Origin of the sequence: Sphingobium sp. SJ10-10, assembly GCF_036038995.2 — a bacterium.
Taxonomy (GTDB): domain Bacteria; phylum Pseudomonadota; class Alphaproteobacteria; order Sphingomonadales; family Sphingomonadaceae; genus Sphingobium.
On record NZ_CP158132.1, the window covers coordinates 2,006,506 to 2,030,511 of the forward strand.

General features: G+C 63.8%; 24 protein-coding genes. 12 read left to right on the forward strand and 12 right to left on the reverse strand.

Features of this window, described 5'->3' with window-relative positions:
* Positions 1 to 109 precede the first annotated feature (109 nt).
* From VVT58_RS09725 to VVT58_RS09735, 3 genes are all read right to left on the reverse strand, one after another.
* Positions 110 to 925: a ferredoxin--NADP reductase gene (locus VVT58_RS09725; protein WP_327752617.1), complete on the reverse strand. Its 816-nt coding sequence runs from the start codon at positions 923 to 925 to the stop codon at positions 110 to 112.
* A gap of 572 nt (positions 926 to 1,497) precedes the next feature.
* Positions 1,498 to 1,815, reverse strand: coding sequence for a hypothetical protein (locus VVT58_RS09730; protein ID WP_066555016.1), 318 nt, complete (start codon positions 1,813 to 1,815; stop codon positions 1,498 to 1,500).
* A 114-nt stretch (positions 1,816 to 1,929) separates the two neighbouring features.
* Positions 1,930 to 3,525: a phosphoenolpyruvate carboxykinase gene (locus VVT58_RS09735; protein WP_327752615.1), complete on the reverse strand. Its 1,596-nt coding sequence runs from the start codon at positions 3,523 to 3,525 to the stop codon at positions 1,930 to 1,932.
* Positions 3,526 to 3,818: 293 nt separating this feature from the next.
* On the opposite strand from VVT58_RS09735, the gene VVT58_RS09740 reads away from it, so the two are divergent.
* The 9 genes from VVT58_RS09740 to VVT58_RS09780 all read left to right on the forward strand — a co-directional run bounded on the left by VVT58_RS09740 (position 3,819) and on the right by VVT58_RS09780 (position 11,776).
* The gene (locus VVT58_RS09740) at positions 3,819 to 4,526 is read left to right on the forward strand and encodes a response regulator transcription factor (protein WP_066555014.1); all 708 of its coding nucleotides are present in this window, start codon (positions 3,819 to 3,821) and stop codon (positions 4,524 to 4,526) included.
* Positions 4,492 to 6,087, forward strand: coding sequence for a stimulus-sensing domain-containing protein (locus tag VVT58_RS09745; protein ID WP_327752614.1), 1,596 nt, complete (start codon positions 4,492 to 4,494; stop codon positions 6,085 to 6,087). Before VVT58_RS09740 ends, VVT58_RS09745 begins: the two co-directional genes overlap by 35 nt.
* A gap of 109 nt (positions 6,088 to 6,196) precedes the next feature.
* Positions 6,197 to 6,646, forward strand: a complete 450-nt coding sequence (locus VVT58_RS09750; RefSeq protein ID WP_066555010.1) for an HPr kinase/phosphorylase — start codon at positions 6,197 to 6,199, stop codon at positions 6,644 to 6,646.
* Complete coding sequence (rapZ, locus tag VVT58_RS09755; RefSeq protein ID WP_327752613.1) at positions 6,643 to 7,575, forward strand: RNase adapter RapZ; 933 nt, start codon at positions 6,643 to 6,645, stop codon at positions 7,573 to 7,575. The genes VVT58_RS09750 and rapZ overlap by 4 nt, the downstream gene beginning before the upstream one ends.
* Before the next feature lie 32 nt (positions 7,576 to 7,607).
* Positions 7,608 to 8,012 carry a PTS sugar transporter subunit IIA gene (locus VVT58_RS09760; RefSeq protein WP_007687176.1) on the forward strand — a complete coding sequence of 135 codons (405 nt, stop codon included), beginning with the start codon at positions 7,608 to 7,610 and terminating at the stop codon, positions 8,010 to 8,012.
* On the forward strand, positions 8,009 to 8,281 hold the full coding sequence (locus VVT58_RS09765) for an HPr family phosphocarrier protein (protein ID WP_066555006.1): 273 nt from the start codon (positions 8,009 to 8,011) through the stop codon (positions 8,279 to 8,281). The genes VVT58_RS09760 and VVT58_RS09765 overlap by 4 nt, the downstream gene beginning before the upstream one ends.
* A 116-nt stretch (positions 8,282 to 8,397) precedes the next feature.
* Positions 8,398 to 9,393 (forward strand): sensor domain-containing diguanylate cyclase, encoded by a 996-nt coding sequence (locus VVT58_RS09770; RefSeq protein WP_327752612.1) that lies wholly within the window; start codon positions 8,398 to 8,400, stop codon positions 9,391 to 9,393.
* Between the two features lie 263 nt (positions 9,394 to 9,656).
* Positions 9,657 to 10,457, forward strand: coding sequence for an RNA methyltransferase (locus VVT58_RS09775; RefSeq protein WP_327752611.1), 801 nt, complete (start codon positions 9,657 to 9,659; stop codon positions 10,455 to 10,457).
* Positions 10,457 to 11,776, forward strand: a complete 1,320-nt coding sequence (locus VVT58_RS09780) for an MFS transporter (protein WP_327752610.1) — start codon at positions 10,457 to 10,459, stop codon at positions 11,774 to 11,776. The genes VVT58_RS09775 and VVT58_RS09780 overlap by 1 nt, the downstream gene beginning before the upstream one ends.
* On the opposite strand, the gene VVT58_RS09785 is transcribed toward VVT58_RS09780, so the two are convergent.
* The 9 genes from VVT58_RS09785 to VVT58_RS09825 all read right to left on the reverse strand — a co-directional run bounded on the left by VVT58_RS09785 (position 11,748) and on the right by VVT58_RS09825 (position 20,204).
* Complete coding sequence (locus VVT58_RS09785) at positions 11,748 to 12,284, reverse strand: GNAT family N-acetyltransferase (protein WP_327752609.1); 537 nt, start codon at positions 12,282 to 12,284, stop codon at positions 11,748 to 11,750. The two genes, VVT58_RS09780 and VVT58_RS09785, sit on opposite strands and share 29 nt — an antisense overlap.
* A gap of 101 nt (positions 12,285 to 12,385) precedes the next feature.
* The gene (locus VVT58_RS09790; RefSeq protein ID WP_327752608.1) at positions 12,386 to 15,013 is read right to left on the reverse strand and encodes a TonB-dependent receptor domain-containing protein; all 2,628 of its coding nucleotides are present in this window, start codon (positions 15,011 to 15,013) and stop codon (positions 12,386 to 12,388) included.
* A 343-nt stretch (positions 15,014 to 15,356) separates the two neighbouring features.
* Positions 15,357 to 15,725 (reverse strand): 50S ribosomal protein L19, encoded by a 369-nt coding sequence (rplS, locus tag VVT58_RS09795; protein WP_066554995.1) that lies wholly within the window; start codon positions 15,723 to 15,725, stop codon positions 15,357 to 15,359.
* 10 nt (positions 15,726 to 15,735) lie between these two features.
* On the reverse strand, positions 15,736 to 16,467 hold the full coding sequence (gene trmD, locus VVT58_RS09800) for a tRNA (guanosine(37)-N1)-methyltransferase TrmD (protein WP_327752607.1): 732 nt from the start codon (positions 16,465 to 16,467) through the stop codon (positions 15,736 to 15,738).
* Positions 16,464 to 16,736: a hypothetical protein gene (locus VVT58_RS09805; RefSeq protein WP_327752606.1), complete on the reverse strand. Its 273-nt coding sequence runs from the start codon at positions 16,734 to 16,736 to the stop codon at positions 16,464 to 16,466. The genes trmD and VVT58_RS09805 overlap by 4 nt, the downstream gene beginning before the upstream one ends.
* Before the next feature lie 87 nt (positions 16,737 to 16,823).
* A complete protein-coding gene (gene rimM, locus VVT58_RS09810; RefSeq protein ID WP_327752605.1) occupies positions 16,824 to 17,318 on the reverse strand; it encodes a ribosome maturation factor RimM in 495 nt (164 codons plus the stop codon).
* Between the two features lie 5 nt (positions 17,319 to 17,323).
* Positions 17,324 to 17,782: a 30S ribosomal protein S16 gene (gene rpsP / locus VVT58_RS09815; protein WP_087575052.1), complete on the reverse strand. Its 459-nt coding sequence runs from the start codon at positions 17,780 to 17,782 to the stop codon at positions 17,324 to 17,326.
* 47 nt (positions 17,783 to 17,829) lie between these two features.
* Positions 17,830 to 19,281 carry a signal recognition particle protein gene (ffh, locus tag VVT58_RS09820; protein ID WP_327752604.1) on the reverse strand — a complete coding sequence of 484 codons (1,452 nt, stop codon included), beginning with the start codon at positions 19,279 to 19,281 and terminating at the stop codon, positions 17,830 to 17,832.
* 203 nt (positions 19,282 to 19,484) lie between these two features.
* Positions 19,485 to 20,204 carry a hypothetical protein gene (locus VVT58_RS09825; protein ID WP_327752603.1) on the reverse strand — a complete coding sequence of 240 codons (720 nt, stop codon included), beginning with the start codon at positions 20,202 to 20,204 and terminating at the stop codon, positions 19,485 to 19,487.
* Positions 20,205 to 20,375: 171 nt separating this feature from the next.
* Here VVT58_RS09825 and VVT58_RS09830 point away from each other — a divergent pair, with 171 nt between their 5' ends.
* The 3 genes from VVT58_RS09830 to mtaB are packed head-to-tail and all read left to right on the forward strand — an operon-like array spanning position 20,376 to position 23,920.
* A complete protein-coding gene (locus VVT58_RS09830; protein ID WP_327752602.1) occupies positions 20,376 to 21,776 on the forward strand; it encodes an amino acid permease in 1,401 nt (466 codons plus the stop codon).
* Between the two features lie 53 nt (positions 21,777 to 21,829).
* Positions 21,830 to 22,630 carry a diaminopimelate epimerase gene (dapF, locus tag VVT58_RS09835; RefSeq protein WP_327752601.1) on the forward strand — a complete coding sequence of 267 codons (801 nt, stop codon included), beginning with the start codon at positions 21,830 to 21,832 and terminating at the stop codon, positions 22,628 to 22,630.
* Positions 22,631 to 23,920, forward strand: coding sequence for a tRNA (N(6)-L-threonylcarbamoyladenosine(37)-C(2))-methylthiotransferase MtaB (mtaB, locus tag VVT58_RS09840; protein WP_327752600.1), 1,290 nt, complete (start codon positions 22,631 to 22,633; stop codon positions 23,918 to 23,920).
* Positions 23,921 to 24,006: the final 86 nt, after the last annotated feature.

Below are 24,006 nucleotides of genomic sequence, written 5' to 3' on the forward strand. Positions count from 1 at the left end.
CGGCACGGCCAAGCGACGGCCGCGACGGCCAAATTCAGACAATTCCCCAAAAAGCCAAAAGGGCCGGCGTCGGCGCCAGCCCCTTCTTTCCCGTTATGGCAACAACCGATCAGCCGACGAAAGCGCGCTCGATCACATAAGCGCCCGGCGCCGCGTTGGAGCCCTCGGCAAAGCCATGTTCCTCGAACCAGGCGCCGAACTGCTTGATCATTTCCATGCTGCCGCACATCATGATCCGGTCGGTTTCCGGATCGAACTTCGCCTCGCCCGCTATGCCTTCGAACAGCGCGCCCGTCTCCACCAGCTTGTCGATGCGGACATTGTTCCGGAACGGCTCGCGCGTCACGGTCGGCACATAATGGAACTGGCTCGCCGCCTGTTCGGCCACCAGCGGATCCTCCGCCAGCTTGCCCGACAGCTCGTCATGGAAGGCCAGATCGCTCACCCGGCGGACGGAATGGACCACCACGACCTGCTCGTAAAATTCATAGACGTCCGGATCGCGCGCCAGGCTGAGGAACGGCGCAAGCCCGGTGCCGGTCGACAGCATGAACAGCCGCTTGCCCGGCAGCAGCGCGTCCGTCACCAGCGTGCCGGTCGGCTTGCGGCCCAGATAAATCTGGTCGCCCGGCTGGATCAATTGCAGCCTGGAGGTCAGCGGGCCGTCCTGCACCTTGATCGACAGGAACTCCAGTTCCTCGTCCCAGGCGGGGCTGGCGACCGAATAGGCGCGCAGCAGCGGCTTTCCATTGTCGCCAGCCAAGCCGATCATCACGAACTCGCCCGAACGGAAGCGGAAGCTTGCCGGCCGCGTGATGCGGAAGCTGAAAAGATGTTCGTTCCAATGCCGCACCGACAGCACGGTTTCCACTGAAAGCGCGCCGGTCGGTTCCAGCACCGGCTTTTCGATCGTCACGTCGTTCAAAACCTTTTCCCCTGCCAAATCCAGGGCGACCGTCGCCGGTAAGAGCGTCAGTTGCGTGGGCTTCGCAATAAGCTATGCAGCGCGAATGCCCCTTGGGACGTTTCAAGGCAAGGCGAAAAAAACTTGTCGGTGCGAAAGCTGACGATCATCCGCGCCCGATTCAGGACCGCGGACAAAGGGGCGGCACCGCGCGGCGCGCCGGAACGCAGCAGGGAAGATTGCGCGGCTCCGCAGCATGCAGCGTGCGATAGCTGGGGGCGCACGCGCCGTCCTGCATCCATTCGCCAGACAAAAATTGGCTCTGCGCCTGTGCATTGCCGCTTAATATGGCTGCAATGGCGGCGCTGCCGCGCAGCATATCCCCCATCATGACGAATTCCCCTGCTTGCCGAGCGCCGACACGCCCGTCCCCGCAGCAAGGCCATAGCCGCTTCCCTATCGAAAAGCATACCTCATCATGGGTATGTCCGGCTATTTCCGCCAAACGCATCATCCCAGCACAAGCTGGGATCTCAGGCGATAGGGCACGACGCGGCCTCACGAGATCCCAGCCGGCGCTGGGATGACGGAGATTAGCCGAACAGGCCTTTGGCCAGCCCGCCCAGTTCATTGAGCGGATTGCCGTCGCCGTCACGGTCGAACAGGCCGCCGATTTTCGACAATATGGCCTCGGGTCCGCCGAAATGCGCGAACAGTTCCTGCAGCTTGTCCGCCGACACGCCATGTTCGGCAGCCGTGGTCGCCAGGGCAGCGACATCCGTTTCGCCCGAAGCGATCTTGCCGCCGATTTCGCTCATCAACGCCTGCATCTGCTCAGGCTGAAGGCCGATCTTCGCGGCAACCGCCTCCAGACCACCGAAATTGCCCATCAGATCATCAAACATAGCCATAGGAAATATCCCGCTGAAAATTCGATGCATGATAGCATTCCGCGCCGCCGACAGAAAGCGAAAGAGGCCGGGAGATTGCTCCCCCGGCCTCTTTCGTTACGGATCGCTCTGGCGTCAGGCAGCCGTCAGCGCCGCTTCGCGCACCGATGCGTCGACATGGTCCTCGAACTGGGCGAAATTGTCGACGAACTGCTTCACCAGCTTGCCGGCGGTTTCGTCATAAGCCGCCTTGTCGGTCCAGGTCGCCCGCGGATCGAGCATGGTCGAATCTACGCCCGGCACCGCTACCGGCACCTGGAAGCCGAAATTCGGATCGGTCCGGAATTCGGCATTATTCAGGCTGCCGTCGAGCGCCGCGTTGAGCAAAGCGCGCGTGACCTTGATCGGCATGCGCTTGCCGACGCCATATTTGCCGCCGGTCCAGCCGGTGTTGACCAGCCAGCAGGTGACGCCGCCCTTGTTGATCCGTTCCTTGAGCAGATTGCCGTAGACGGACGGGTGACGCGGCATGAACGGCGCGCCGAAGCAGGTCGAGAAAGTGGCCGACGGCTCCGTCACGCCGATCTCGGTCCCCGCGACGCGCGCGGTATAGCCCGAGAGGAAGTGATACATGGCCTGATCCGGCGTCAGCCGCGCGATCGGCGGCAGCACGCCATAAGCGTCAGCGGTGAGGAAGATGATGTTCTTCGGCACCGGCCCCAGATTCTTTTCCGACGCGTTCGGGATGAAATCGATCGGATAGGAACCGCGGCTATTCTCGGCCAGGCTGTTGTCGTCCAGGTCGATCTCGCGGCTTTCCTCATCGATCACGACATTTTCCAGCACCGTGCCGAACCGCTTGGTGGTGGCGAAGATCTCCGGCTCGGCCTCGGCCGACAGGTTGATCATCTTGGCGTAGCAGCCACCCTCGAAATTGAAGACGGCGGTGTCCGACCAGCCATGCTCGTCGTCACCGATCAGCGTGCGGCTGGCATCGGCGGACAGGGTGGTCTTGCCGGTGCCCGACAGGCCGAAGAAGACAGCGGTGTCGCCATTGGGGCCGATATTGGCCGAACAGTGCATCGGCATCACGCCGTGGGTCGGCAGCAGATAGTTCAAGATCCCGAAGACCGACTTCTTCATCTCGCCCGCATAACGCGTGCCGCCGATCAGGATCAGCTTCTCGGTGAAGTTGACCGCGATCACGGTCTCGCTGCGGCTGCCATGGCGGGCCGGATCGGCCTTGAAGGTCGGCAGGTCGATGATCGTATATTCGGGCGCAAAGCCGCTCAGCTCATCCGCGCCCGGACGGACCAGCAGCGTGCGGATGAACAGATTATGCCAGGCCAATTCGTTGATGACGCGCACATTGACGCGATGTTCGGGCTGCGATCCGCCGAACAGATCAGCGACGTAGAGCTTGTCCTTCTGCCCCAGCGCCGCGAAGAAATCGGCCTTGAGCGCGGCGAAATGCTCCGGCGTCATCGGCACATTGGTCTTGCCCCACCAGACGGTGCTTTCGGTTTCCGCATCCTTCACGATGAACTTGTCGCTGGCGCTGCGGCCGGTATGCTTGCCGGTCTTGACGACCAGCGGGCCGTCCTTGGCCAAAATGCCTTCGCCATTGGCGAGCGCGGCTTCGACGAGGGGCGCGGTGCCCAGATTCCAAAATTGATCAGCCTTGGTGGAAATGCCCTGCTGATCCAGGGTGAAAGAGGATTTGGCCTGCACGCCTTTGCTCCTGAATATCATTATGTCCGGCCGCCATCTTATCATGTTCACGACCGGTCCGCCTCTCAGCGCCGCGATCTTTATGCCGCGTGGCGCCATCTGCTGCAGACGAAGCGGGCATAAGCTTTTGCAGATGGTGCGTCAAACCCCGGAAAACTCCGCAACCGCTGCATTTATCCCGAATTCCCACGGGTACGCCGCATAACCCGCCTGCCCGAGCTTCCTTGCGGGGGGAGCCACCTTCGTCTAACGCAGGGGCACATTTCCATTGCCGACGATTTTCGGGACGCAGCATGACCGCAACCATCGCTCTGGTGGATGATGACAAGAATATCCTGACCTCCGTCTCGATCGCGTTGCAGACGGAGGGGTTCATGACGCGCCTCTATTCGGACCCGGAGTCCGCGCTGAAGGCGTTGATCGACAATCCGGCCGACCTTGCCGTGTTCGACATCAAGATGCCGCGCATGGACGGCCTGGAACTGCTGCGGCGGCTGCGCGAGAAAAGCCATATGCCGGTCATCTTCCTCACGTCCAAGGCCGATGAGCTGGATGAGGCGCTGGGTCTGGCCATGGGCGCGGACGATTATATCTCCAAGCCCTTTTCCCAGCGGCTGCTGATCGCGCGCATCCGTGCCATCCTGCGCCGGGCGGAGGTCAGCAAGGCGGATGCCGCCCCCGACGAGCCGGTCGCGGAACCGATCGTGCGCGGACGGCTGGAGATGGACCCGGCCCGCCACCGGGTGAAATGGATGGGCCGGGACGTGACGCTGACCGTCACCGAATTCCTGATCCTGGAAACGCTCGCCCAGCGCCCCGGCGTGGTCAAGAACCGCAACCAGTTGATGGATGCCGCCTATCAGGATGACGTCTATGTCGACGACCGCACCATCGACAGCCACATCAAGCGCCTGCGCCGCAAGTTCCGCGAAGCCGACCCCGAATTCAACGCAATCGACACCCTCTATGGCGCCGGCTACCGCTTCTCCGAAGAAGTATGACGCGGGCGCCGGGTGGAGCTGGTCCGGCCGGATCAGCCTGACCCCGCGCATCCTGGCGGTCAATGTGTTCGCGCTGGCGCTGCTGGCGGGGGGCTTCTTCTATCTCGACAGCTATCGCACGCGCATCGTCGACGACCGGCTGGAGCAATCGGCGCGGGAACTGGAACTGCTGGCGATCGGCCTGGAAAACGCCCCGGCGGATCGGCAGAACGCGCTCATCGCCACTTATGCGCGACAGACGGGGGATCGCGTCCGCCGCTATGACGGCGCGGGGCAGCTGATCGCGGACAGCTTCACCATGAATGCGCCGCGCTATCGCCTGCGCCTGCCCGATGAGGAAGAATGGCAGCGCCATGTCGCCCGCTTCCTGGACAAGGTGATCGACCGCGTCGTCTCCGCCGACCGGCCGCCCAATTTCGAGGAGCCGGCAGTCGACCGGGCGCAGGCCTGGCCCGAACTGGTGCTGGCGCGGAAAAGCGGCCGGACCCAGGCGGTGAACCGCTATGCGCCAGACCGCACTTTCATGATTTCGGCCGCCGTCATCGTGAAGGACGGCACCAACCTGCTCGGGACCGAAAATGCCCGCGACATCACCCGCGTCGTCCGGGCCGAACGGTTCCGCCTGGGCATGGTGCTGGCGGCAGCGGTGCTGGCTTCGGTGCTGCTATCGCTTTTCCTGGCGCGGACCATCGTGCAACCCCTTCAGCGCCTCGCCCGCGCGGCGGTGCGGGTGCGGCTGGGCCGGGCGCGCGAAGTCACCGTGCCACGCCTGCCCGACCGGCGCGACGAAATCGGCATGCTCGCCCGCGCCCTGTCGGACATGAGCCATGCGCTGCGCCAGCGGATCGACGCGACCGACGCCTTCGCCGCCGATGTCAGCCATGAACTCAAGAACCCGATCGCCTCGCTCCGCTCCGCGCTGGACGCGCTGGACCGGGTGGACAAGCCGGAGCTGCGCGCCCAGCTCATGGCGATCGCGCAGGACGATGTGCGCCGGCTCGACCGGCTGGTCACCGACATTGCCGAAGCATCCCGCATCGACGCCCAATTGTCGCGCACCCGGTTCGAGCCGATCGACCTTGGCCTGCTGATCGAGAAGATGGTCGTCGCGCGGGAGGCACGCGGCATCGGCCGCGGCGTCCGCCTGGCCTTCGCCCGCCCGCGCAAGAATGTCGCGGTGGTGCTGGGCGAGGAACAACGCATCATCCGCGTGCTCGACAATCTCATCGACAATGCGGTGTCCTTCTCCCCCGATGGCGGGCTGGTCCAGATCGTCGCCACGGTGGCCGACAATGAAGTGCTGGTCAGCGTCGAGGATCAGGGACCGGGCGTCCCGGAATCCGAGCGCGAACATGTCTTTCGCCGCTTCCACAGCGTCCGTCCGGAAAATGAGGCGTTCGGCAAGCATTCGGGCCTTGGCCTGGCCATCGCCCGCTCGATCGTGGAGGGGCATCAGGGCAAGATCAGCATTGCCGACCGCCAGGATGCGCAGAGCGGCGCCTGCTTCATCATGCGCCTGCCCATGGCGGTGGAACGCGACCCCGGCATGATTTCGGAATAGGCGCGCCGCTTCGTGCATTGAACGTGCACCATAATGAGAAACGCCCCGGTTAATTCCATTCCCACCAGCGCCAACAAGAGCTAATATGACGTCAAAGCGATAAGGCGATATGGCGTCGACACCTTCTTCCGAAACCCTGCATGCGACCAGCGTGGCGATCAATGGCCAGGCCGTCCTGCTCTGCGGTCCCAGCGGCATGGGCAAATCCGATCTGGCGCTGCGCCTGATCGATCGCGGCGCCGTGCTCGTCAGCGACGACTATACCCGCGTGCTTGAAATCGAGGGCCGCCTGTTCGCCCGCGCGCCCGACCGGATCGTCGGCATGATGGAAGTGCGCGGGATTGGCCTCATCGACATGCCCCATGCCGACAACGCCCCTGTCGCCCTCGCCGTCGACCTTAGCGACATGGTGGAGCGCATGCCGCTGGAACCCGCGATGCGTCCGATCGCCGGTATCGACGTCCCCGTCGTCCGGCTCGCCCCGTTCGAAGCCTCCGCCGCGATCAAGGTGGAACTGGCCGTCAGGAACATGGGCCTGAAGACCATGAGCCTATCGTGAGTTTCGAAACGCCGAAGACCATATTGCTCGTTTCCGGCCTGTCTGGCGCGGGCAAGACCACCGCGCTCAAGACGCTGGAGGATATGGGTTGGGAGGTGGTGGACAATCTGCCGCTGGTGCTGCTCGGCCGGCTGCTCGACACGCCCCTGCCCGAAGGGCATGACGAGCGGATCGACCGGCCGCTCGCGCTGGGCATCGATGCGCGTACCCGCGGCTTCGACGCTGGCGCCATCGTCCAGCGGATCAAGGCGCTGCGGTCCCGCCACGGCCATGATGTGGAGACGCTGTTCCTGGATTGTTCGGACGCGGAGCTGGAGCGCCGTTTTGCCGAGACGCGCCGCCGTCACCCGCTGGCCGCCGACCGCCCCGCCGCCCATGGCATCGCCCGCGAACGCGAACTGACCGAGCCGCTGCGCCGCTGGGCCAATCAGGTGATCGACACCAGCAGCCTGTCCAGCAATGGATTGCAGCAGGAAATCCGCAACCGCTTCTCCCGCGAGGGGCTGTCGGACCCGGTTCTGACGATCATGTCCTTCGGCTATTCGCGCGGCGTGCCGCTGAGCGCAGACCTGATGTTCGACATGCGCTTCCTGCGCAATCCGCATTGGGAGGACGCATTGCGGCCGAAAACCGGCCTCGATCCCGATGTCGCCGCCTATATCATGGAAGATCCGGCCTATGAGGAGGCGATCGGGCGCATCGAACAATTGCTGACCCTGCTGCTGCCGCGCTATGCGGGGGGCGGAAAAAGCTACATTACCGTTGCTTTCGGATGTACGGGGGGCCGTCATCGCTCCGTCCATGTGGCCGAGCGTGTCGCCAGATACTTGCAAGATGCGGGCTTTTCGCCCACGGTCTCGCACCGCAATATGGAATCAGCGCCCCAGGACGCCCTGGAGAAGCGCGGACCGGGAGGCCCGAAAGCGTAATCCATGAAAAACAGGTGGGCCACGTAAGCAAGATGATTGGACTGGTACTCGTCACCCACGGGGCGCTGGCGACGGAATTTGTCGTCGCGATGGAGCATGTGGTCGGTCCGCAGCAGCAGATCGAGACCATCTGCATCGGCCCTGAGGACGATATGGAGATGCGCCGCGCCGACATTGCGGATGCGGTCGCCCGCGTCAATGACGGGTCGGGCGTCATCCTGCTGACCGACCTGTTCGGCGGCACCCCTTCGAATCTGGCCATTTCGCTGCTGAAGGCGGGCGAGATCGAGGTGATCGCGGGCATCAACCTGCCCATGCTGATCCGCCTGGAAAGCGCGCGCAAGGTGATGGACGTGCGTCAGGCCGTCGCCGCCGCGCGGGAAGCGGGCCAGAAATATATCAGCGTTGCATCGGAACTGTTGGGCAGCACCACATGAGCGAAATCAGCCAGGAAGTCAGGATCAGCAACCGGCGCGGCCTGCATGCCCGCGCCAGCGCGAAATTCGTGACGCTGGCCAGCGGCCTGCCCGCCCAGATCACCGTGCGCAAGGACAGCAGCGAAGTCACCGGCACGTCCATCATGGGCCTGATGATGCTGGGCGCGGCGATGGGCGACAGCATCACCATCAGCGCTACTGGTCCGGAAGCGGCCGATTCGCTGGGCAAGCTGGTGACGCTGGTCGAGGACAAGTTCGGGGAAGAATAAGGCAGGCCGCGCCCGCCAAGCCTTTGTTAAATATCGCCAGGCGATTATCACGAGAAGACTGAACGAGAATCGCGAGGCGTGGGAGAGGCCACCTCGCCAGTTGAGGGTAATTGGCCATGCTCGATCCAAAGCTGATGGACGAACCGGCGCGTCTCGCCGCGCTTGATCGCTACGAAGTTCTGGACACGCCACGGGAACCCTCTTTCGATCGCATCACCGATCTGGTCCGCAGCATTTTGGGCGTGCCGATTTCCGCCGTCTCGCTGGTCGACGCCGATCGGCAATGGTTCAAGTCGCTGGCCGGTCTCGACGGCAGCGAAACGGCACGCGACGTCGCCTTTTGCGACCACACCATCCGCGAGCGGGCGCCGATGGTCGTCACCGACGCGAGGGAAGATGCGCGCTTTCGCGACAATCCGCTGGTGACGGGCGATCCCAATATCCGCAGCTATGCCGGCATCCCACTGGAAACGCCCGACGGCTATAATATCGGCTCGCTTTGCGCGATCGACACCGTGCCGCGCCAGTTCGACCCCGGCCAGATCGCCATCCTCCAGAATCTGGCGGCGCTGGTGGTCGAGCAGCTCGAACTGCGCCGCATCGCTGAACGCGACCATCTGACCGGCGCGCTCAGCCGCCGGGCCTTCCTCAACGAAATGAGCCGCGCCATCGCGCTGTTCGAACGGCATGAGCGGCCCGCCAGCCTGCTGCTGTTCGACATCGATCATTTCAAGCGGATCAACGATACCCACGGCCACCCCACCGGCGACCAGGTGATCCGCGGCATCGCCCGGCTCTGCACCAGCCTGCAACGGCCCAGCGATTCGCTTGGCCGGCTTGGCGGCGAGGAATTCGGCATATTGCTGCCCGAAACCGGGGAGGAAGATGCCGCCAGAGCGGCGCAACGCTTCTGCGAGGCGATTGCCGTAACCGAAATCCCCGGCACGCCGCCGCTGCACGTCACGGTCAGCTTCGGCGTGGCGGAACTGCGCGGCGACTGGCCGACCGGCGAAAGCTGGATGGCGGTGGCGGACATGGCGCTCTACGAAGCCAAGCGCTCCGGCCGCAATCGGATCGCCGTCGCACGGCATGACGCATCCCACGCGACCTAGGGTGCGGGATTTGGTTTAGAGGGCGATGGGTGGGTAGCGGACCTCATTTCCGTCATCCCAGCGAAAGCTGGGATCTCGGGCGATAGCGTATGACCTAGCCTCACGAGATCCCAGCTTTCGCTGGGATGACGATATTATCAACGTCCCCCCATTGGCCCTCACCAACCCAAATCCCTTCACATCCAAGCCCCCTACCCTTTTCCGCGCTCCCCCTATAGAGAGGCCGCTTCCGTGGACCTCCAAAAAAGGCAAGAGACAGGATCGTGGCGCGAGAAATCACCGGATTTTCCAACCCGCTGGTGAAGCGCGTCCGCTCCCTGCGGGAGAAGAAATTCCGCAAGGCCGAGGGGCTGTTCCTGGCCGAAGGGCTGCGCATCCTGACCGAAGCGCGCGAGGAAGGCGTGCTGCCGGAAATGCTGTTCCATGCCGGATCGACCCACCCGCTGGCCGCCGATCTGATCGCGGCGATGGAGGCGGCGGGCGGCGACGTCATCGAAACCACGCCCGATATCCTCTCGAAAATCTCCGGCAAGGATAATGCGCAGGCCGTGGTCGGCGTCTATCGCGACCGGCTGACTCCGCTGGCGAAGCTCGACCGCGGCAAGGCCGATATCTGGATCGTCGCCCAGTCTTTGCGCGATCCCGGCAATCTGGGCACCATATTGCGCACCGGCGATGCCGTGGGTGCGGGCGGGCTCATCCTGATCGACGATTGCGTCGATCCTTTTTCCGTCGAATCCGTGCGCGCCAGCATGGGCGCCCTCTTCACCCAAAGCATCACCCAGGCGCGCTGGGGCGAGTTCATGCACTGGCTGCGCGAGGGTCCGGGCGAACTGATCGGCACCAGCCTGAAGGCCACGCACGACTATCAGGAGCCGCGCTATCAAAGCCCCAGCTTCCTGCTGGTCGGCAATGAAGCGCAGGGTTTGCCCGAAAGCTATGAGGCCGAATGCGACCTGCTGGTGAAGATGCCGATGCTGGGCAAGGCCGACAGTTTGAACGCGGCGGTCGCCTGCGCGGTCATGGCCTATGAATTGCTGAACCAGAAGCGGGCGAAGAAATAATGGCATCGGGGGGCGTGCAAGCGGTGGAGGCAGGGGCCGGGAAAAGGGACGGCATCGGCGCGATGCTGCGCCACAAGCGGGTGCTGGCGGCCAGCCTGATCGGCACGGCGGTCGAATTTTACGACTTCTATATCTACGCCACCGCCGCCAGCCTGGTCTTCGGCCCGCTTTTCTTTCCCTCTTCCTCCCCTTCCGCCCAATTGCTGGCGGCCTATGGCAGCCTTGCCCTCGCCTTTTTCGCCCGGCCCTTGGGCGCGGCGGTGTTCGGCCATTATGGCGATCGCATCGGGCGCAAGACGACGCTGGTGACGTCGCTCATGCTGATGGGCGGATCGACCCTCGCCATCGGGTTCCTGCCGACCTATCAGAGCATCGGCTGGTGGGCGCCGCTGATCCTGTGCATCCTGCGCTTCGGTCAGGGCTTCGGGCTGGGCGGCGAATGGGGCGGCGCGGCTCTGCTGGCGGTGGAGAACGCCCCGCCTGGCTGGCGCGCGCGCTTCGGCATGTTCCCGCAATTGGGCGCGCCGGTCGGATTCCTCGCCGCCAATGGGCTGTTCCTGATCCTTGGCACCTTCCTCAGCGACAAGGATTTCTTCGCCTGGGGCTGGCGCCTGCCTTTCCTGGGCAGCGCGGTCCTGGTGTTCCTGGGTCTGTGGATTCGCCTGAAACTCACCGAGACCCCGGAATTCGCCGCCGCCAGAGCCGAAGCCCCGCCGCCCGCCGTGCCGCTGGCCACGCTGTTCAAAAACCATTTGGGCGCCGCGGTCGCGGGCACCTTTGCCTGCGCCGCCTGCTTCGCGGTCTATTATATCGCGACCGCCTTTGCCCTTGGCTACGGCACCGCCACGCTCAAGATCGACCGGGAAACCTTCCTGGCGATCCAGCTCGGCGCGATCCTGTTCATGGCGCTCAGCATCATCCTCGCCGGCTGGTGGGCGGACAGGAGCAGCCCGACCCGCGTGCTGGTGGCGGGCTGCATCGGCACGGTGCTGATGGGCGTGATTTTCGGCCCCGCCATCGGCACCGGGCAATTGCTGCCGATCTTCCTGATCCTCAGCCTCGCCTTGTTCCTGATGGGCTTCGTCTATGGCCCGCTCGGCGCCTATCTGCCGCACCTCTTCCCGGTGCAGCTCCGCTATACCGGCGCGTCCTTCGCCTTCAATCTGGGCGGGATCATCGGCGGCGCGCTGGCGCCGATCGTCGCGACCTGGCTGATCCAGGTTCAGGGGGTTGAGCTGGTCGGCCTCTATATGTCGGCGGCAGCGGCGCTCAGCCTGATCGGCCTCTGGTTCACAAGTCGGGACTCTGGCCGGCAATAGGCTTACGCATCAGGATCAGCGGCACGCCGCGATCCTCGAACGCATGCACATCGATGAAACCGAAGCTGCGATAAAGCGGCACGCCCGCCATGGTGGCGGACAGTTCCAGCGCGGAGAAACCCTCCATCCGCGCCGCCTGTTCGCAGAGCGACAGGATCAGCCTGCCAACGCCTTTGCGCACATGGTCGGGATGCGTGTACATCGCCCGCACCTTGGCCGCCTCTGTCCCCGGATCGAGCAGCCGGTCGTCACGGCCCGCACTATGATTGCCGCCATAAGCCGTCGCGCGCCGGCTCCAGCCGCCGCAACCGGCGATCTGCCCCCGATCCTCGATCACGAAATAAGTGCCGTCGCTGATCAACCGGCTGTCCAGCCCCATGAAGGCATGGCTGGCCCTCACCTGTTCCGGAGTCAGGAAGTCAGACTGCAAGCTGTCGATGGCCAGCGTCATGACATGCGCCAATGCCGGTTCATCGGCGGGAATGGCGAGACGGTGAAGGAGCGACATAGGCTGATGCACCAAGAAAAAGGAAAAGGCGGCGACGGTTCATGCCGGTCGCCGCCTCTTATCGAACAGCGGGCGAGCCGAGTGGCCCGCCGCCCATGCGCTTAGAAGGTCACATTCACACGCGCATAATAATAGCCGCCATTGATACCATAGGGCGAGATGAGCGGATATTTGCTCGTCGAATAGCCGCGTTCCATATTGGCCAATTCGGTGTTGCGGATGAACTCCTTGGACCGCTGGGTCGGATATTTGTTGAACAGGTTGTTCGCACCGATGGAGATCTTGATCGGCTTCGCGATCTGATAGCCGAGTTCAAGATCGGTGAGGAACGCCTCCTTGACCGGAACCTTGATCAGATTGCCCGCATCCGGACCGCTGCGCGCATTTTCCAGCGTGTAGACCTGCGAATAATAGCTTTCGCGCAGGTTGGCGGTGAACTTGCCCCAGGTCCAGAAGGCGTTGAACGTCCCCCGGAAGCGCGGCGTGCTATGTTCCAGCTCTACCTCGCTCGACGCGTCGATCAGGCGCGTCAACTCCGGATTGACCGTGCTGGAATAGAGCGCGGCAGGAAGCGGATTGATGCCCAGAACCTTGTTCTGGTTGTAGTTGGCGGTCAAGGTCAGGTCGAGCTTGCCCATTTCGCCCAGATCAGCGAGGTAGCTCGCCACCAGATCGATGCCGCGGGTCCGCATCTTCACGCCGTTGACGAAGCTCTGCACCGACACGCCGCCCTCGGTATTGCGGTCGACGCCATTGTCCGCGAACAGCACATAGGCCGGGATGGCATCCGCCGTGCGCCAATCGGTCACCGTGCTGCTGCCGCCCAGCGCCGCATTCACCGCGCTCAGCACCGCGAGCTGGTTGTAGATGGCATATTGATCGGCATTGAAGGGCAGACAGGCCGCCGCGTTGCTGCCGGCATAGCCCGCCGGGCAACGATTGCCGGTGAAGCCCGAAAAGGCCGTCGAGGTCATGATGCGGTTGCGGATCGTGATCTGGTAGGCATCGAGCGTGATGGTGAAATTCCGCGCGGGGTTGATGACCGTGCCCAGGCTGAAATTGGTCGACTTTTCAGGCTTGAGACCGCCGAAGCCCAGCGATCCCGCCGCAGCCGAAGCGGGCGGAAGCACGCCGCCGATAAAGCCCGGCCCGACGTTCAGGCCCGAATAACCGCCTTCGGCCAGGGTTGGCGCGCGGAAGCCGGTGCTGACCGTGCCGCGCAGGGCGAAGGCGTCGGAAAAGTCATAGCGGGTGGTCAGCTTAAAGACCGTCGTATCACCGAAATCGCTATAATGTTCGTGACGCACCGCGCCGTCGACCAGCCAGCTTTCGACCGGCTTGAGGCTGATGTCCAGATATTGCGAGAAATTGTCCCGCTTGTACTTGCCCGCGTCATTGGGGCTGTAGCCGAAGAAGGACTGCGCGCCGCCGCCATAATAGGAGGCCGGATCGCCCGCCCGAATCCCATAGGTTTCATGCCGGAATTCCAGGCCCGCCGCGATGTTGACCGGCTCCGACAGCCCCACGTCGAACGCATGTGTCAGGTCGAGCGTGTTGCTCCACTGGGTATTGAAGAAATCGCCATTGTGGAAGGTTTGGGGCGTAAAGCCTGTGTCGGCGTAAAGCTGGGCATTGGCCGAGTGGTAGACATAGACCTTGACCAGATCCTTGCCATAGGTGGAGGCAAGGTCGAACGTCGTGTCGCCCACCGTGCCGCGGAAGCCGCCGGTCACCGAATAGTCGGTTTCGTCGATGCGCTCCTGCGGCTGGAAGCCACCCGCATAATAGGGCACGCCGCTGGCGCTGACGACGGTCGTCGGCGGACGGGTGTTTTCATAGGCGGCTGCCTTCTTATGGCCGTAGCTGCCGAAGCTGTAGATCTCATAATCCCCGAATTCATAGCCGGCATTGTAGTTCACGACCGTCTGGTCGATGTGCGGATCGCCGATGATCCGGTTGGTGTAGGGATAGCCCGGCAGATTCTTGATTGCGGGATAAGCGGTGGACAGCCGGATCGCCTGCGGGTTGATGTCGCCACGGAAGCTGAATCCCTTGTGCTTCTTCTGCGCGGAGATGTTCAGATAAGCCCCGTCGAAGGGCGCCAAGCCGATATTGCCGCCAATGGCGTATGTCTTGCCGCCCTGGTCGTAATATTCGCCGCCGGTCAGGTTGATCGACCCGCCATGGTCAGCCTTCTTCTGGAGGAAGTTGATGACGCCCGCGATCGCATCGGTGCCATATTGCGCGGCCGCGCCATCCTGCAGCACTTCGACGCGCTCGATCGATTCGGGAAGGATGAAGCTGACGTCCGGGGCGGCGCTGCCACCATAGGGGCCGCCGGCGACGGAAACATTGGCGGTGCCGTGACGGCGCTTGCCGTTGACCAGGACCAGCGTGTGGTTCGGGCTCAGCCCGCGCAACTTCATCTGCAGGTTATGCGCCTGAAGGTCGCTACCGAAGGATTGCGCCTGAACCGAGGGAAGCTGCTGCGCCAGGCTCTGCATCAGGTCCGGGGATCCGGTTCGCTGCAATGTGTCCGCGCTCAAAAGCTGGATCGGCGCAGGGCTGTCGACCGCCCTCATCCCGGTGAGGCGGGTACCTGTGACGATGATCGCCGCGCCATCGGTCGCGGAGGCCGCCTGTGGATCGCTGGTCTGGGCCAGAACGGCCGCTGGAGACGACAGCGCAATAATCATGGCGGCACGAGAAACGAAATTCTTGCAGTTCATGAACAGCCCCCTTGCTTGTTATGAAGAGAGCCTCTCCCGACGGTTATTTTCTTGTTCTTATTGGTTCGCGTTCTTCAAATTATTTTGAGACGTAACGATCCTGCGCCCAAACCCGCGGGCTTGAACTTTCGAAATATTGAGCAATCTCTGGAAACGGAACGCTGACACAAAACCGCCATCTGAGAAAAACGAATTTCTGCTGCGGCGCAAAATACGGTGCTGCGCGACGAACCCGATGCGCACCGATTTTCGGTCAAATCATTGAGATATAAAGAAAAAGGCGGCACCCCGATGGGGCACCGCCTGTCTCTTTTTTACAACTGTCAAGACAGCGTAAAAGCGATCAATCCTCGCTGCGCACGTCGCGGCGCTCGGCAATGCGAGCGCGCTTGCCGGTGCGGCCGCGCAGATAATAGAGCTTCGCGCGACGCACCACGCCCTTGCGGACGACGGTGATCGAATCGATGTTCGGTGAATAGAGCGGGAAGACGCGCTCCACGCCTTCACCGAAGCTGATCTTGCGCACGGTGAAGTTGCTGCCCATGCCCTTGTTCGAGCGGGCGATGCAGACGCCTTCATAATTCTGAACGCGGCTGCGCTCACCTTCGATGACCTTCACGCCGACGCGCAGCGTGTCACCCGGACGGAATTCCGGAATATCCTTGGCGAGAGCCGCGATGTTTTCGGCCTCGATCTGCTGGATCAAGTTCATGAGCTTAGTCCTACTTTTCGCGTTGCGCACCAGAGGGCGACTGGTCCCGAACGCCGATATGGCGTTCCCAAAGGTCCGGCCGCCTTAGCCGTGTGTCATCCTCCGCCCTTTGTTTCCGCCAGGCGGCGATCTTCGCATGATCCCCCGATCGCAACACTTCAGGGATCGTGCGCCCTTCCCACTCAGCAGGTCGGGTATAGTGCGGATATTCGAGAAGGCCGCTTTCGAAGCTCTCTTCATCCCCACTGGAAGCGGCGCCCATTACCCCAGGAAGCAGGCGGATGCAAGCATCCAGCAGCATCAGCGCGCCCATCTCTCCGCCGGAGAGGATGATGTCGCCCATGCTGATCTGCTCGACCGGGCGCGCCTCGAAAATGCGCTCGTCAAAGCCCTCGAACCGGCCGCAGAGGATGGTGGCTCCGGGACCGGCGGCGAGCTGGCGGATACGGCGCTGGGTGATCGGCGCCCCGCGCGGCGTCATGGCGATGACGGGCAGATCGGGCGCCTTTTCCAGCGCGTGATCGATGGCGAAGCCGAGAATATCGGCGCGCAGCACCATGCCCGCACCGCCGCCCGCCGGAGTATCGTCCACCGTGCGGTGCTTGTCAGTGGCAAAGTCGCGAATATGGATAGGGTCGCAGGCCCACTTTCCCTCAACCAACGCCCGTCCCGCAAGCGATAGGCCAAGCGGCCCCGGAAACATCTCTGGATAAAGCGTCAGTATCTGCGCATGAAAGCTCATGCCTTGCGCGCCTTGAGCCATGCCCCTGCCATGCCGCCCAGCAGCGACACCGCGCCACCACCCATCAATGCGATGCCGATAGCGCGCAGCAGATCGGCAAAGGGCCGATCCGGCTGCATCAGCGCCGGCAACAGGAACAGCATCGGAATGGGAATGATCAGCCCCACCGCCGCAGCGATTTTCAGCCCGCGTGACCAAGACATGGTGAACAGCCGCCAGCCAGCGGCGACCATCAGCAGCAGATAGAGGGCAGCAAGGATTTTCGGCATGGCTCGGCGCCTTACTGTGGTTTTCAACTATGCGCGCTCCTGCGGAGGCAGGAGCACGATCTTCCATGCTTGACTAAACTTGATCGATCAGACGGCGAATGCCGCCTCGATCACCGCCCGATCATCCGCGATGGTCACGGCGTGCATCGGCGCCATGAAGCGTTTGCCGCCCTTGCCATCAATAGCTGTCCGTTCGACTTCGATGATATCGCCCGCGCCGAAATTTTCGACCGCGACGATATGGCCCAACGCCTCGCCATCGCTGGAGAGGCAGGGCAAGCCAATGAGATCGGCATGATAATATTCGCCCTCCCCCAGCGGAGGCAGAGCGGAACGGGGCACGGTGAGTTCGGTCCCGCGCAGGGCTTCGGCAGCGCTCCGGTCGCCAATCTCAACGAAGCGCGCGACGGCGCCATTGGAGCCGGGGCGCACCGACTTCAAGGTCAGCGTGCGCCCCGCCGCATCGAAGCCCTTATAGGATTTGAGAGCCTCAGCCCCCTCCCCAAAGAGCTTCAGACGGACTTCGCCCGCCACCCCATGCGCACCGATGATGACGGCAAGAGTGACGGGCGTGTCGGTCAAAGGATTCAGCCTTCAGCCTGTTCTTCAGCCGGAGCCGCTTCTTCAGCAGCCGGGGCTTCTTCCACGGCCGGAGCGGCAGCGGCTTCAGCGGCGGCAGCCTTGGCGGCTTCGGCAGCTTCAGCGGCTTCCGCAGCCTTGGCGGCGCGGTCTTCGGCGCGATCCTTGGCCTTCTGACCCGGCTCGGCCTTCTTCGGGTTGTTGCGGACGGCGCGTTCCTTGACGCCCGCAGCATCGAGGAAGCGGGCCACGCGGTCGGTCGGCTGGGCGCCTGCGGCAACCCAGTGCTTGGCGCGCTCGACGTCGATCACGACGCGCTTTTCGTCGCCCTTGGGCAGGACGGGGTTGTAGCTGCCGATGCGCTCGATGAACTTGCCGTCACGCGGGGCGCGGCTGTCGGCCACGACGATGCGATAATAGGGACGCTTCTTGGAACCGCCGCGCGAAAGACGAATGGACGTTGCCATGGATAACTGACCTTACCTTTCTGACTAATCTAATTGCTTGAAAATATTTATTTCTTGAGGAAATTCTGAAAACCGGGCGGAAGGTTGGGCATATTGCCCCCCAGCCCCGGCAAACCCTGCGGCGGCGCGCCGCCTCCGCCCAGCATGCCGTCCAGCCCACCGCCGGTGAACATCTTGGCCAACCCTTTCAGGCCGCCCATCTTGCGGATCTTCTTCATCGCCGTTTCCATTTCCTGATGCATTTTCAGGAGACGGTTCACTTCCTGCACGGTGGTGCCGGAACCCTTGGCGATGCGGATCTTGCGCTTGGCGTTGATGAGGGCGGGCTTTTCCCGCTCCTTGGGCGTCATCGATCCGATCATCGCGTCGAGATGGATCAGCGTCTTGTCATTGGCGCCGCTATTGGCCATCGCCGCCTGCGCCTTTTTCAGGCCCGGCAGCATGCCCGCGAGCGCGCCAAGGCCGCCCATGCGGCGCATCTGGCCCAGTTGGGCGCGCAGGTCGTTCATGTCGAACTGACCCTTGGCCATTTTCTTGGCGAGCTTGTCGGCTTCCTCGGCGTCGATGCTCTCGGCCGCCTTCTCGACCAGCGACACGACGTCGCCCATGCCCAGAATGCGCTGCGCGACACGCTGCGGATGGAACTGCTCAATGGCATCCAGCTTTTCGCCGGTGCCCGCAAACTTGATCGGACGGCCGGTCACGGCGCGCATCGACAGCGCCGCACCGCCACGGGCGTCGCCATCCATGCGGGTCAGCACCACGCCGGTCAGCGGCACTTGGCTCGTAAAGCTGGACGCGACATTCACCGCGTCCTGGCCGGTCAGCGAGTCGACCACCAGCAGGATTTCCGCCGGGTTGGAGACGTCAGCGACAGCCTTCATCTCGTCCATCAGCGCCTGATCGACATGCAGGCGCCCGGCGGTGTCGAGCATCACCACGTCGAAGCCCTGGAGCTTCGCTGACTGCAAGGCGCGCTTGGCGATCTCGACCGGCTGTTGGCCCGGCACGATCGGCAGCGTCGCGACATCGGTCTGGGTGCCGAGCACCGCCAACTGCTCCTGCGCGGCAGGGCGCTGGACGTCGAGCGACGCCATCAGCACCTTCTTGCGCTCTTTTTCCTTGAGCCGCTTGGCGATCTTGGCGGTGGAGGTGGTCTTGCCCGACCCCTGCAAGCCGACCATCATGATGACGGCAGGCGGGGTCACGTCGATCAGCAGGTCGGAGGTTTCCGACCCCAGCACGGCGGTCAGCGCGTCGCTGACGATCTTCACCACCTGCTGGCCCGGCGTCACCGAACGCAGGACGTTCTGGCCGACCGCCTGTTCGGTCACATCCTCGACGAACTCGCGGACGACGGAAAGGGCGACATCGGCTTCGAGCAATGCGATTCGCACCTCGCGCATCGCGGCGCGGACATCGTCCTCCGTAAGCGCACCGCGCCCACGCAGCTTGTCGAATACCCCACCGAGACGATCGCTTAGCGAATCGAACATCATCACCTCATTTGGGCCGAAAAGCCCGGAAAACCATGCTTACCCCGCCAAACGACAAAATCGCCGGCGGGCGAATCCTCGCCGGCCAGCGTCCATCCGGTGCCCCATTTCAAGCGCCATGGATCTGTCAGGGTATCAAACGGCAAGCCGTCCGATTGCAGGGGCGCCCTTAGCGCAAGCACGCCCCCGACGCAACCGAAAGCGGCTCAGCCCGCCAAAGCGGAGGCCAGCCAGACGATGGGCGGCGTAGCGGCGAGGATCGGCACCGCCAGCCCTTCCACCAAAATCACCGCCGCGCCCACCGCATAGGCCGGATGCACCCGCCCACGCGAGGCAAGATCATGGACGACGCCGGCCGCCACGAACAGCATCTGCCCGCTCATGACCGCCAGCCCGCCCCAAGGCCCCAATAGCGGCATCGGCAGCAAGCGCCCGAAGGCCGGTCCGATGATCGCCACCATCGCGCACAGCATCAGCCGCCGATGCCATTCGGTGGAGCGCCGCAGCCGGATCGCGCCGGTCAGCAACGTGATGAAGGCGATCAGCTCCAGCGCGCTCAACGCCAGGAAGATCGTGGGGGTGAAGAAAGGCGGCACGCGATTAAGGACCACCGCCATGCACGCGGTAACGACGCCCAGCGGCACCATCGCCGTGGCCAGCCCGACAGCGACCCATCCCATGCGCCGATGCAGGGCCATCGACCCGCGATGGGCAAAGGCGTTCTGCATCACGAACAGCAACGTCCAGCTCACGAACACGGCGCCATGGACATGCACCCAATAGGGCACGCGTCCGACATCCACGAACCCGCGCAGCGCGAAGGAACCGAAACCGCCAATCACCGTCGCCGCGATGGCGACCGACATTCCCAGATAAAAGCCATTGTTCCGGACCGATGCCGGAACGGTCGACGCAGCAGCATCCATCGGACGCCCCCCTTAGAAGATTAAAGCTGTCGCGACCTTTGTTTGCGGCCCTGTAACAGAATATCAGCGGAGTCGCGAGAGGCGGTGATCAGTTGATTTACATTTGTATAAATTTTTCTTGCCAGCCGCTCCTGCAACGGCAAGGTGCCCGCAAAAGGGGAGAAAAAGAACATGAGCTGGACGCGCCGCAAGCCGATGGAGGCGATGATGCCCGCGCAGGAAGGGCACAGGCTGGCGCGCACCTTGTCCTGGCCGCATCTGCTGGCGCTGGGCGTGGGAGCGATCGTCGGCACCGGCATATTGACGCTGATCGGCGTCGGCGCGGACCGGGCGGGGCCAGCGGTGCTGCTGTCCTTCGCCATCGCGGGCGCCATCTGCGCCTGCGCGGCGCTGGCCTATGCCGAACTGTCCACCATGATGCCCGCCGCCGGGAGCGCCTATAGCTATAGCTATGTGGTCCTGGGCGAAGGCATCGCCTGGGTCGTCGGATGGAGCCTGATCCTCGAATATTCGCTGGTGGTGTCGACAGTGGCGGTGGGCTGGTCGGGCTATGCCGCGCCTTTGCTGACCTCCGTCGGCTTTCCCGAGCTACTGACCAAGGGGCCGGAACTGGGCGGGCTCGTCAATGTGCCTGCGGTGTTCATCATCGCGGTCGTTGCCGGCCTGTTGATGCTGGGCACGCACGAAAGCGCGCGGCTGAACGCGCTGCTGGTGATCGTCAAGATCGCCACGCTCAGCCTGTTCGTCGCCATTGCGCTCCCCGCTTTCGACGCGCAGAATCTGTCGCCCTTCATGCCCTTCGGCTTCGCCAAGTCGGTGGCGCCGGACGGCGTCGAACGTGGCGTCATGGCGGCGGCGGCCATCATCTTCTTCGCCTTTTACGGCTTCGACGCCATCTCGACCGCTGCGGAGGAAACCAAGAACCCAGACCGTGACCTTGCCATCGGCATCGTCGGGTCGCTGATCGTCTGCACTTTGATCTATGTGGCTGTAGCGGCGGCGGCGATCGGGGCGATGCCCTTCACCCGCTTTGCCGACAGCCCGGAGCCGCTGGCGCTGATCCTGCGGGAGATGGGGCAGGGACAGGTGGCCAGGATCGTCGCCATAGCGGCGGTGATTGCGCTGCCGACGGTGCTCCTCGGCTTTCTCTATGGGCAGAGCCGCATCTTCCTCGTCATGGCGCGGGACGGCTTCCTGCCGCAGAGGCTGGCGCTGATCTCCAAGCGCGGCACGCCCGCCCGGATCACCGGCATGACCGCCGTGCTGGTCGCGATCATAGCGGGCGTGCTACCCATCGATGAGATCGCCGCGCTCGCCAATGCGGGGACGCTGATCGCCTTTACCGCCGTGGGCGCTTGCCTCTTGATCCTGCGGCGGCGGATGCCTGACCTGAAGCGTCCCTTCCGCGCCCCTGCGGGATGGCTGGTCGGCCTTGGCGCGATTGGCGGCTGCGCCTATCTGTTCATCAGCCTGCCGGTGAAGACCATCCTCGCCTGCTTCATCTGGAACGCGATCGGCCTATGCGTCTATTTCCTTTATGGACGCAGGCGCGCGGCCCTGAATGCGGGATAGGCACGCCGGATAGGCTGGTCTTTTCCCCGCATTGGCCTTACATGCGCCGCGCTATGGGCCGTTTTTCGAAGATGCATGGTTTAGGCAACGACTTCGTCGTGATCGACGCGCGGGACGCGGCGCTCGACATGACGCCTGCGCGCGCGCAGGCCATTGCCGACCGCCATGCCGGGATCGGCTGCGACCAGCTCATCCTGATAGGCAATAGCGAGCGCGCCGACGTGTCGATGCGCATCTTCAATAGCGACGGCAGCGAAGTGGAGGCTTGCGGCAACGCGACCCGCTGCGTGCCGCTGTTCGTCGGGCGGGACGTGCTGATCGAAACCAAGGCTGGATTGCTGGACGCGAAGGGCTTGGACGGCGGCGCCAGCGTCGACATGGGCGAACCCCGGCTGGAGTGGGATGCGATCCCCCTCGCCTACGCCATGGACACGCTGGCCATGCCGGTGAGCTGGGAAGAGCTGCCCGCGCCCGTAGCGGTCAATGTCGGCAATCCGCATGTCATCTTCTTCTGCGACGATCTGGACGCGGTGGACATCGAGCGGCTGGGACCGCTGATCGAGACGGACCCGCTGTTCCCGGCTCGGGTGAACGTGAATTTCGCGCAGATCGTGGGCGAGAATCATATCCGCCTGATCGTCTGGGAGCGCGGCGCAGGCCTCACCCGCGCCTGCGGCACCGGCGCCTGCGCGACGGCGGTGGCGGCGGTCCGGCGCAAGCTGGTGAGCGGCCCCACCCGAGTCACGCTGCCCGGCGGCGATCTGGTGATCGACTGGGCGCCCGGCGGGCACATATTGATGACCGGGCCTGCCACCCATGTCTTTGACGGCGAGGCTGACTGGGCGCGCTTTTAGATGCTTACCCCCACCAAAAACGCGCCGCAGATCATCACCCTGGGCTGCCGCCTCAACATCGCGGAGAGCGAGGCGATTCGGGAGATTGTTGGCCGCGAAATGGCAGGCGACAGGCAAGATCTGATCGTCGTCAATAGCTGCGCCGTGACGGCCGAGGCGGTGCGCCAGACCCGGCAGGCCATCCGCCGCGCCCGCCGGGACCAGCCCGATGCGCGGATCATGGTGACGGGCTGCGCGGCGCAGACCGAGCCTGAGACTTTCGCCGCCATGGCCGAAGTCGATGCCGTGATCGGCAATCGCGAGAAGATGGAGGCCAGCCACTACGCTGGGATGACGAATGATCTTGGGGCGGCGGAAAAGGTCCAGGTCTCCGACATCATGGCCGTGCGCGAAACCGCGCCGCATATGGCGAGCGCCTTTGCCGAACATGCCCGCGCCTTTCTGGAGGTGCAAAATGGCTGCGACCACCGCTGCACCTTCTGCATCATTCCCTATGGCCGCGGAAACAGCCGCTCGGTCCCCGCGGGCGCGGTCATCGAAAAGGCCCGCTTGCTGGTCGATGCGGGCTATAAGGAAATCGTCCTGACCGGCGTGGACGTCACCAGCTACGGCCCCGACCTGCCCGGCGCGCCTTCGCTCGGCCTGCTGATCGAACGCATATTGAAGGGCGTGCCCGACCTCCCTCGCCTGCGTCTTTCCTCGCTCGACAGCGTGGAGATTGACGAGCGCCTGTTCGACCTGCTCGCCCATGAGCCGCGCATGATGCCGCACCTCCATCTCTCGCTCCAGGCGGGCGACGACATGATCCTCAAACGCATGAAGCGCCGCCACAGCCGCGCCGATGCGATCCGCATCGTGGAACGCCTCAAGGCCGCCCGCCCCGACATCAGCATCGGCGCCGACATCATCGCCGGCTTCCCGACGGAGGATGAAGCGATGTTCGCAAACAGCCTGAAGCTGGTCGGGGAATGCGCCATCGTCCACGGCCATATCTTCCCCTATTCGCCGCGCACCGGAACCCCTGCCGCCCGCATGCCGCAGGTCGACCGCGCCGCGATCAAGGAGCGCGCCGCCCGCCTCCGCTCGGCTTGCGAGGCGCAGCGGAAAGACTGGCTCAAAAGCCTCCTCGGCTCCGAACAATCGGTACTGGTGGAGCGCAACGGGCTTTCGGGCCATGCGGAAAATTTCGCCCCGGTGCGATTCGCCGTGCCCCAGCCTCCCTCCTCCATCGTCCGCGCGACCATCACAGGCCTTGAGAATGGCGCGCTGATCGCGCAAGAGGCGGCGTGATTGGGATTTCCATTTCTTCGTCATCCCCGCGCAGGCGGGGGTCCATCTCCGGCGCAAGCCCTTTACGGATATGGCGGGAGATGGAT

What these genes read in the sequence shown, in the direction of transcription:
- VVT58_RS09765 (WP_066555006.1), top strand. Translation starts at nt 8,009, where the DNA reads ATGAGCGAAATCAGCCAGGAAGTCAGGATCAGCAACCGGCGCGGCCTG.
- mtaB (WP_327752600.1), top strand. Translation starts at nt 22,631, where the DNA reads ATGCTTACCCCCACCAAAAACGCGCCGCAGATCATCACCCTGGGCTGC.
- VVT58_RS09740 (WP_066555014.1), top strand. Translation starts at nt 3,819, where the DNA reads ATGACCGCAACCATCGCTCTGGTGGATGATGACAAGAATATCCTGACC.
- VVT58_RS09730 (WP_066555016.1), bottom strand. Translation starts at nt 1,815, where the DNA reads ATGGCTATGTTTGATGATCTGATGGGCAATTTCGGTGGTCTGGAGGCG.
- VVT58_RS09780 (WP_327752610.1), top strand. Translation starts at nt 10,457, where the DNA reads ATGGCATCGGGGGGCGTGCAAGCGGTGGAGGCAGGGGCCGGGAAAAGG.
- VVT58_RS09745 (WP_327752614.1), top strand. Translation starts at nt 4,492, where the DNA reads ATGGCGCCGGCTACCGCTTCTCCGAAGAAGTATGACGCGGGCGCCGGG.
- VVT58_RS09770 (WP_327752612.1), top strand. Translation starts at nt 8,398, where the DNA reads ATGCTCGATCCAAAGCTGATGGACGAACCGGCGCGTCTCGCCGCGCTT.
- VVT58_RS09790 (WP_327752608.1), bottom strand. Translation starts at nt 15,013, where the DNA reads ATGAACTGCAAGAATTTCGTTTCTCGTGCCGCCATGATTATTGCGCTG.
- VVT58_RS09825 (WP_327752603.1), bottom strand. Translation starts at nt 20,204, where the DNA reads ATGGATGCTGCTGCGTCGACCGTTCCGGCATCGGTCCGGAACAATGGC.
- trmD (WP_327752607.1), bottom strand. Translation starts at nt 16,467, where the DNA reads ATGAGCTTTCATGCGCAGATACTGACGCTTTATCCAGAGATGTTTCCG.
- VVT58_RS09760 (WP_007687176.1), top strand. Translation starts at nt 7,608, where the DNA reads ATGATTGGACTGGTACTCGTCACCCACGGGGCGCTGGCGACGGAATTT.
- ffh (WP_327752604.1), bottom strand. Translation starts at nt 19,281, where the DNA reads ATGATGTTCGATTCGCTAAGCGATCGTCTCGGTGGGGTATTCGACAAG.
- rpsP (WP_087575052.1), bottom strand. Translation starts at nt 17,782, where the DNA reads ATGGCAACGTCCATTCGTCTTTCGCGCGGCGGTTCCAAGAAGCGTCCC.
- VVT58_RS09830 (WP_327752602.1), top strand. Translation starts at nt 20,376, where the DNA reads ATGAGCTGGACGCGCCGCAAGCCGATGGAGGCGATGATGCCCGCGCAG.
- VVT58_RS09785 (WP_327752609.1), bottom strand. Translation starts at nt 12,284, where the DNA reads ATGTCGCTCCTTCACCGTCTCGCCATTCCCGCCGATGAACCGGCATTG.
- VVT58_RS09750 (WP_066555010.1), top strand. Translation starts at nt 6,197, where the DNA reads ATGGCGTCGACACCTTCTTCCGAAACCCTGCATGCGACCAGCGTGGCG.
- VVT58_RS09805 (WP_327752606.1), bottom strand. Translation starts at nt 16,736, where the DNA reads ATGCCGAAAATCCTTGCTGCCCTCTATCTGCTGCTGATGGTCGCCGCT.
- dapF (WP_327752601.1), top strand. Translation starts at nt 21,830, where the DNA reads ATGGGCCGTTTTTCGAAGATGCATGGTTTAGGCAACGACTTCGTCGTG.
- rplS (WP_066554995.1), bottom strand. Translation starts at nt 15,725, where the DNA reads ATGAACTTGATCCAGCAGATCGAGGCCGAAAACATCGCGGCTCTCGCC.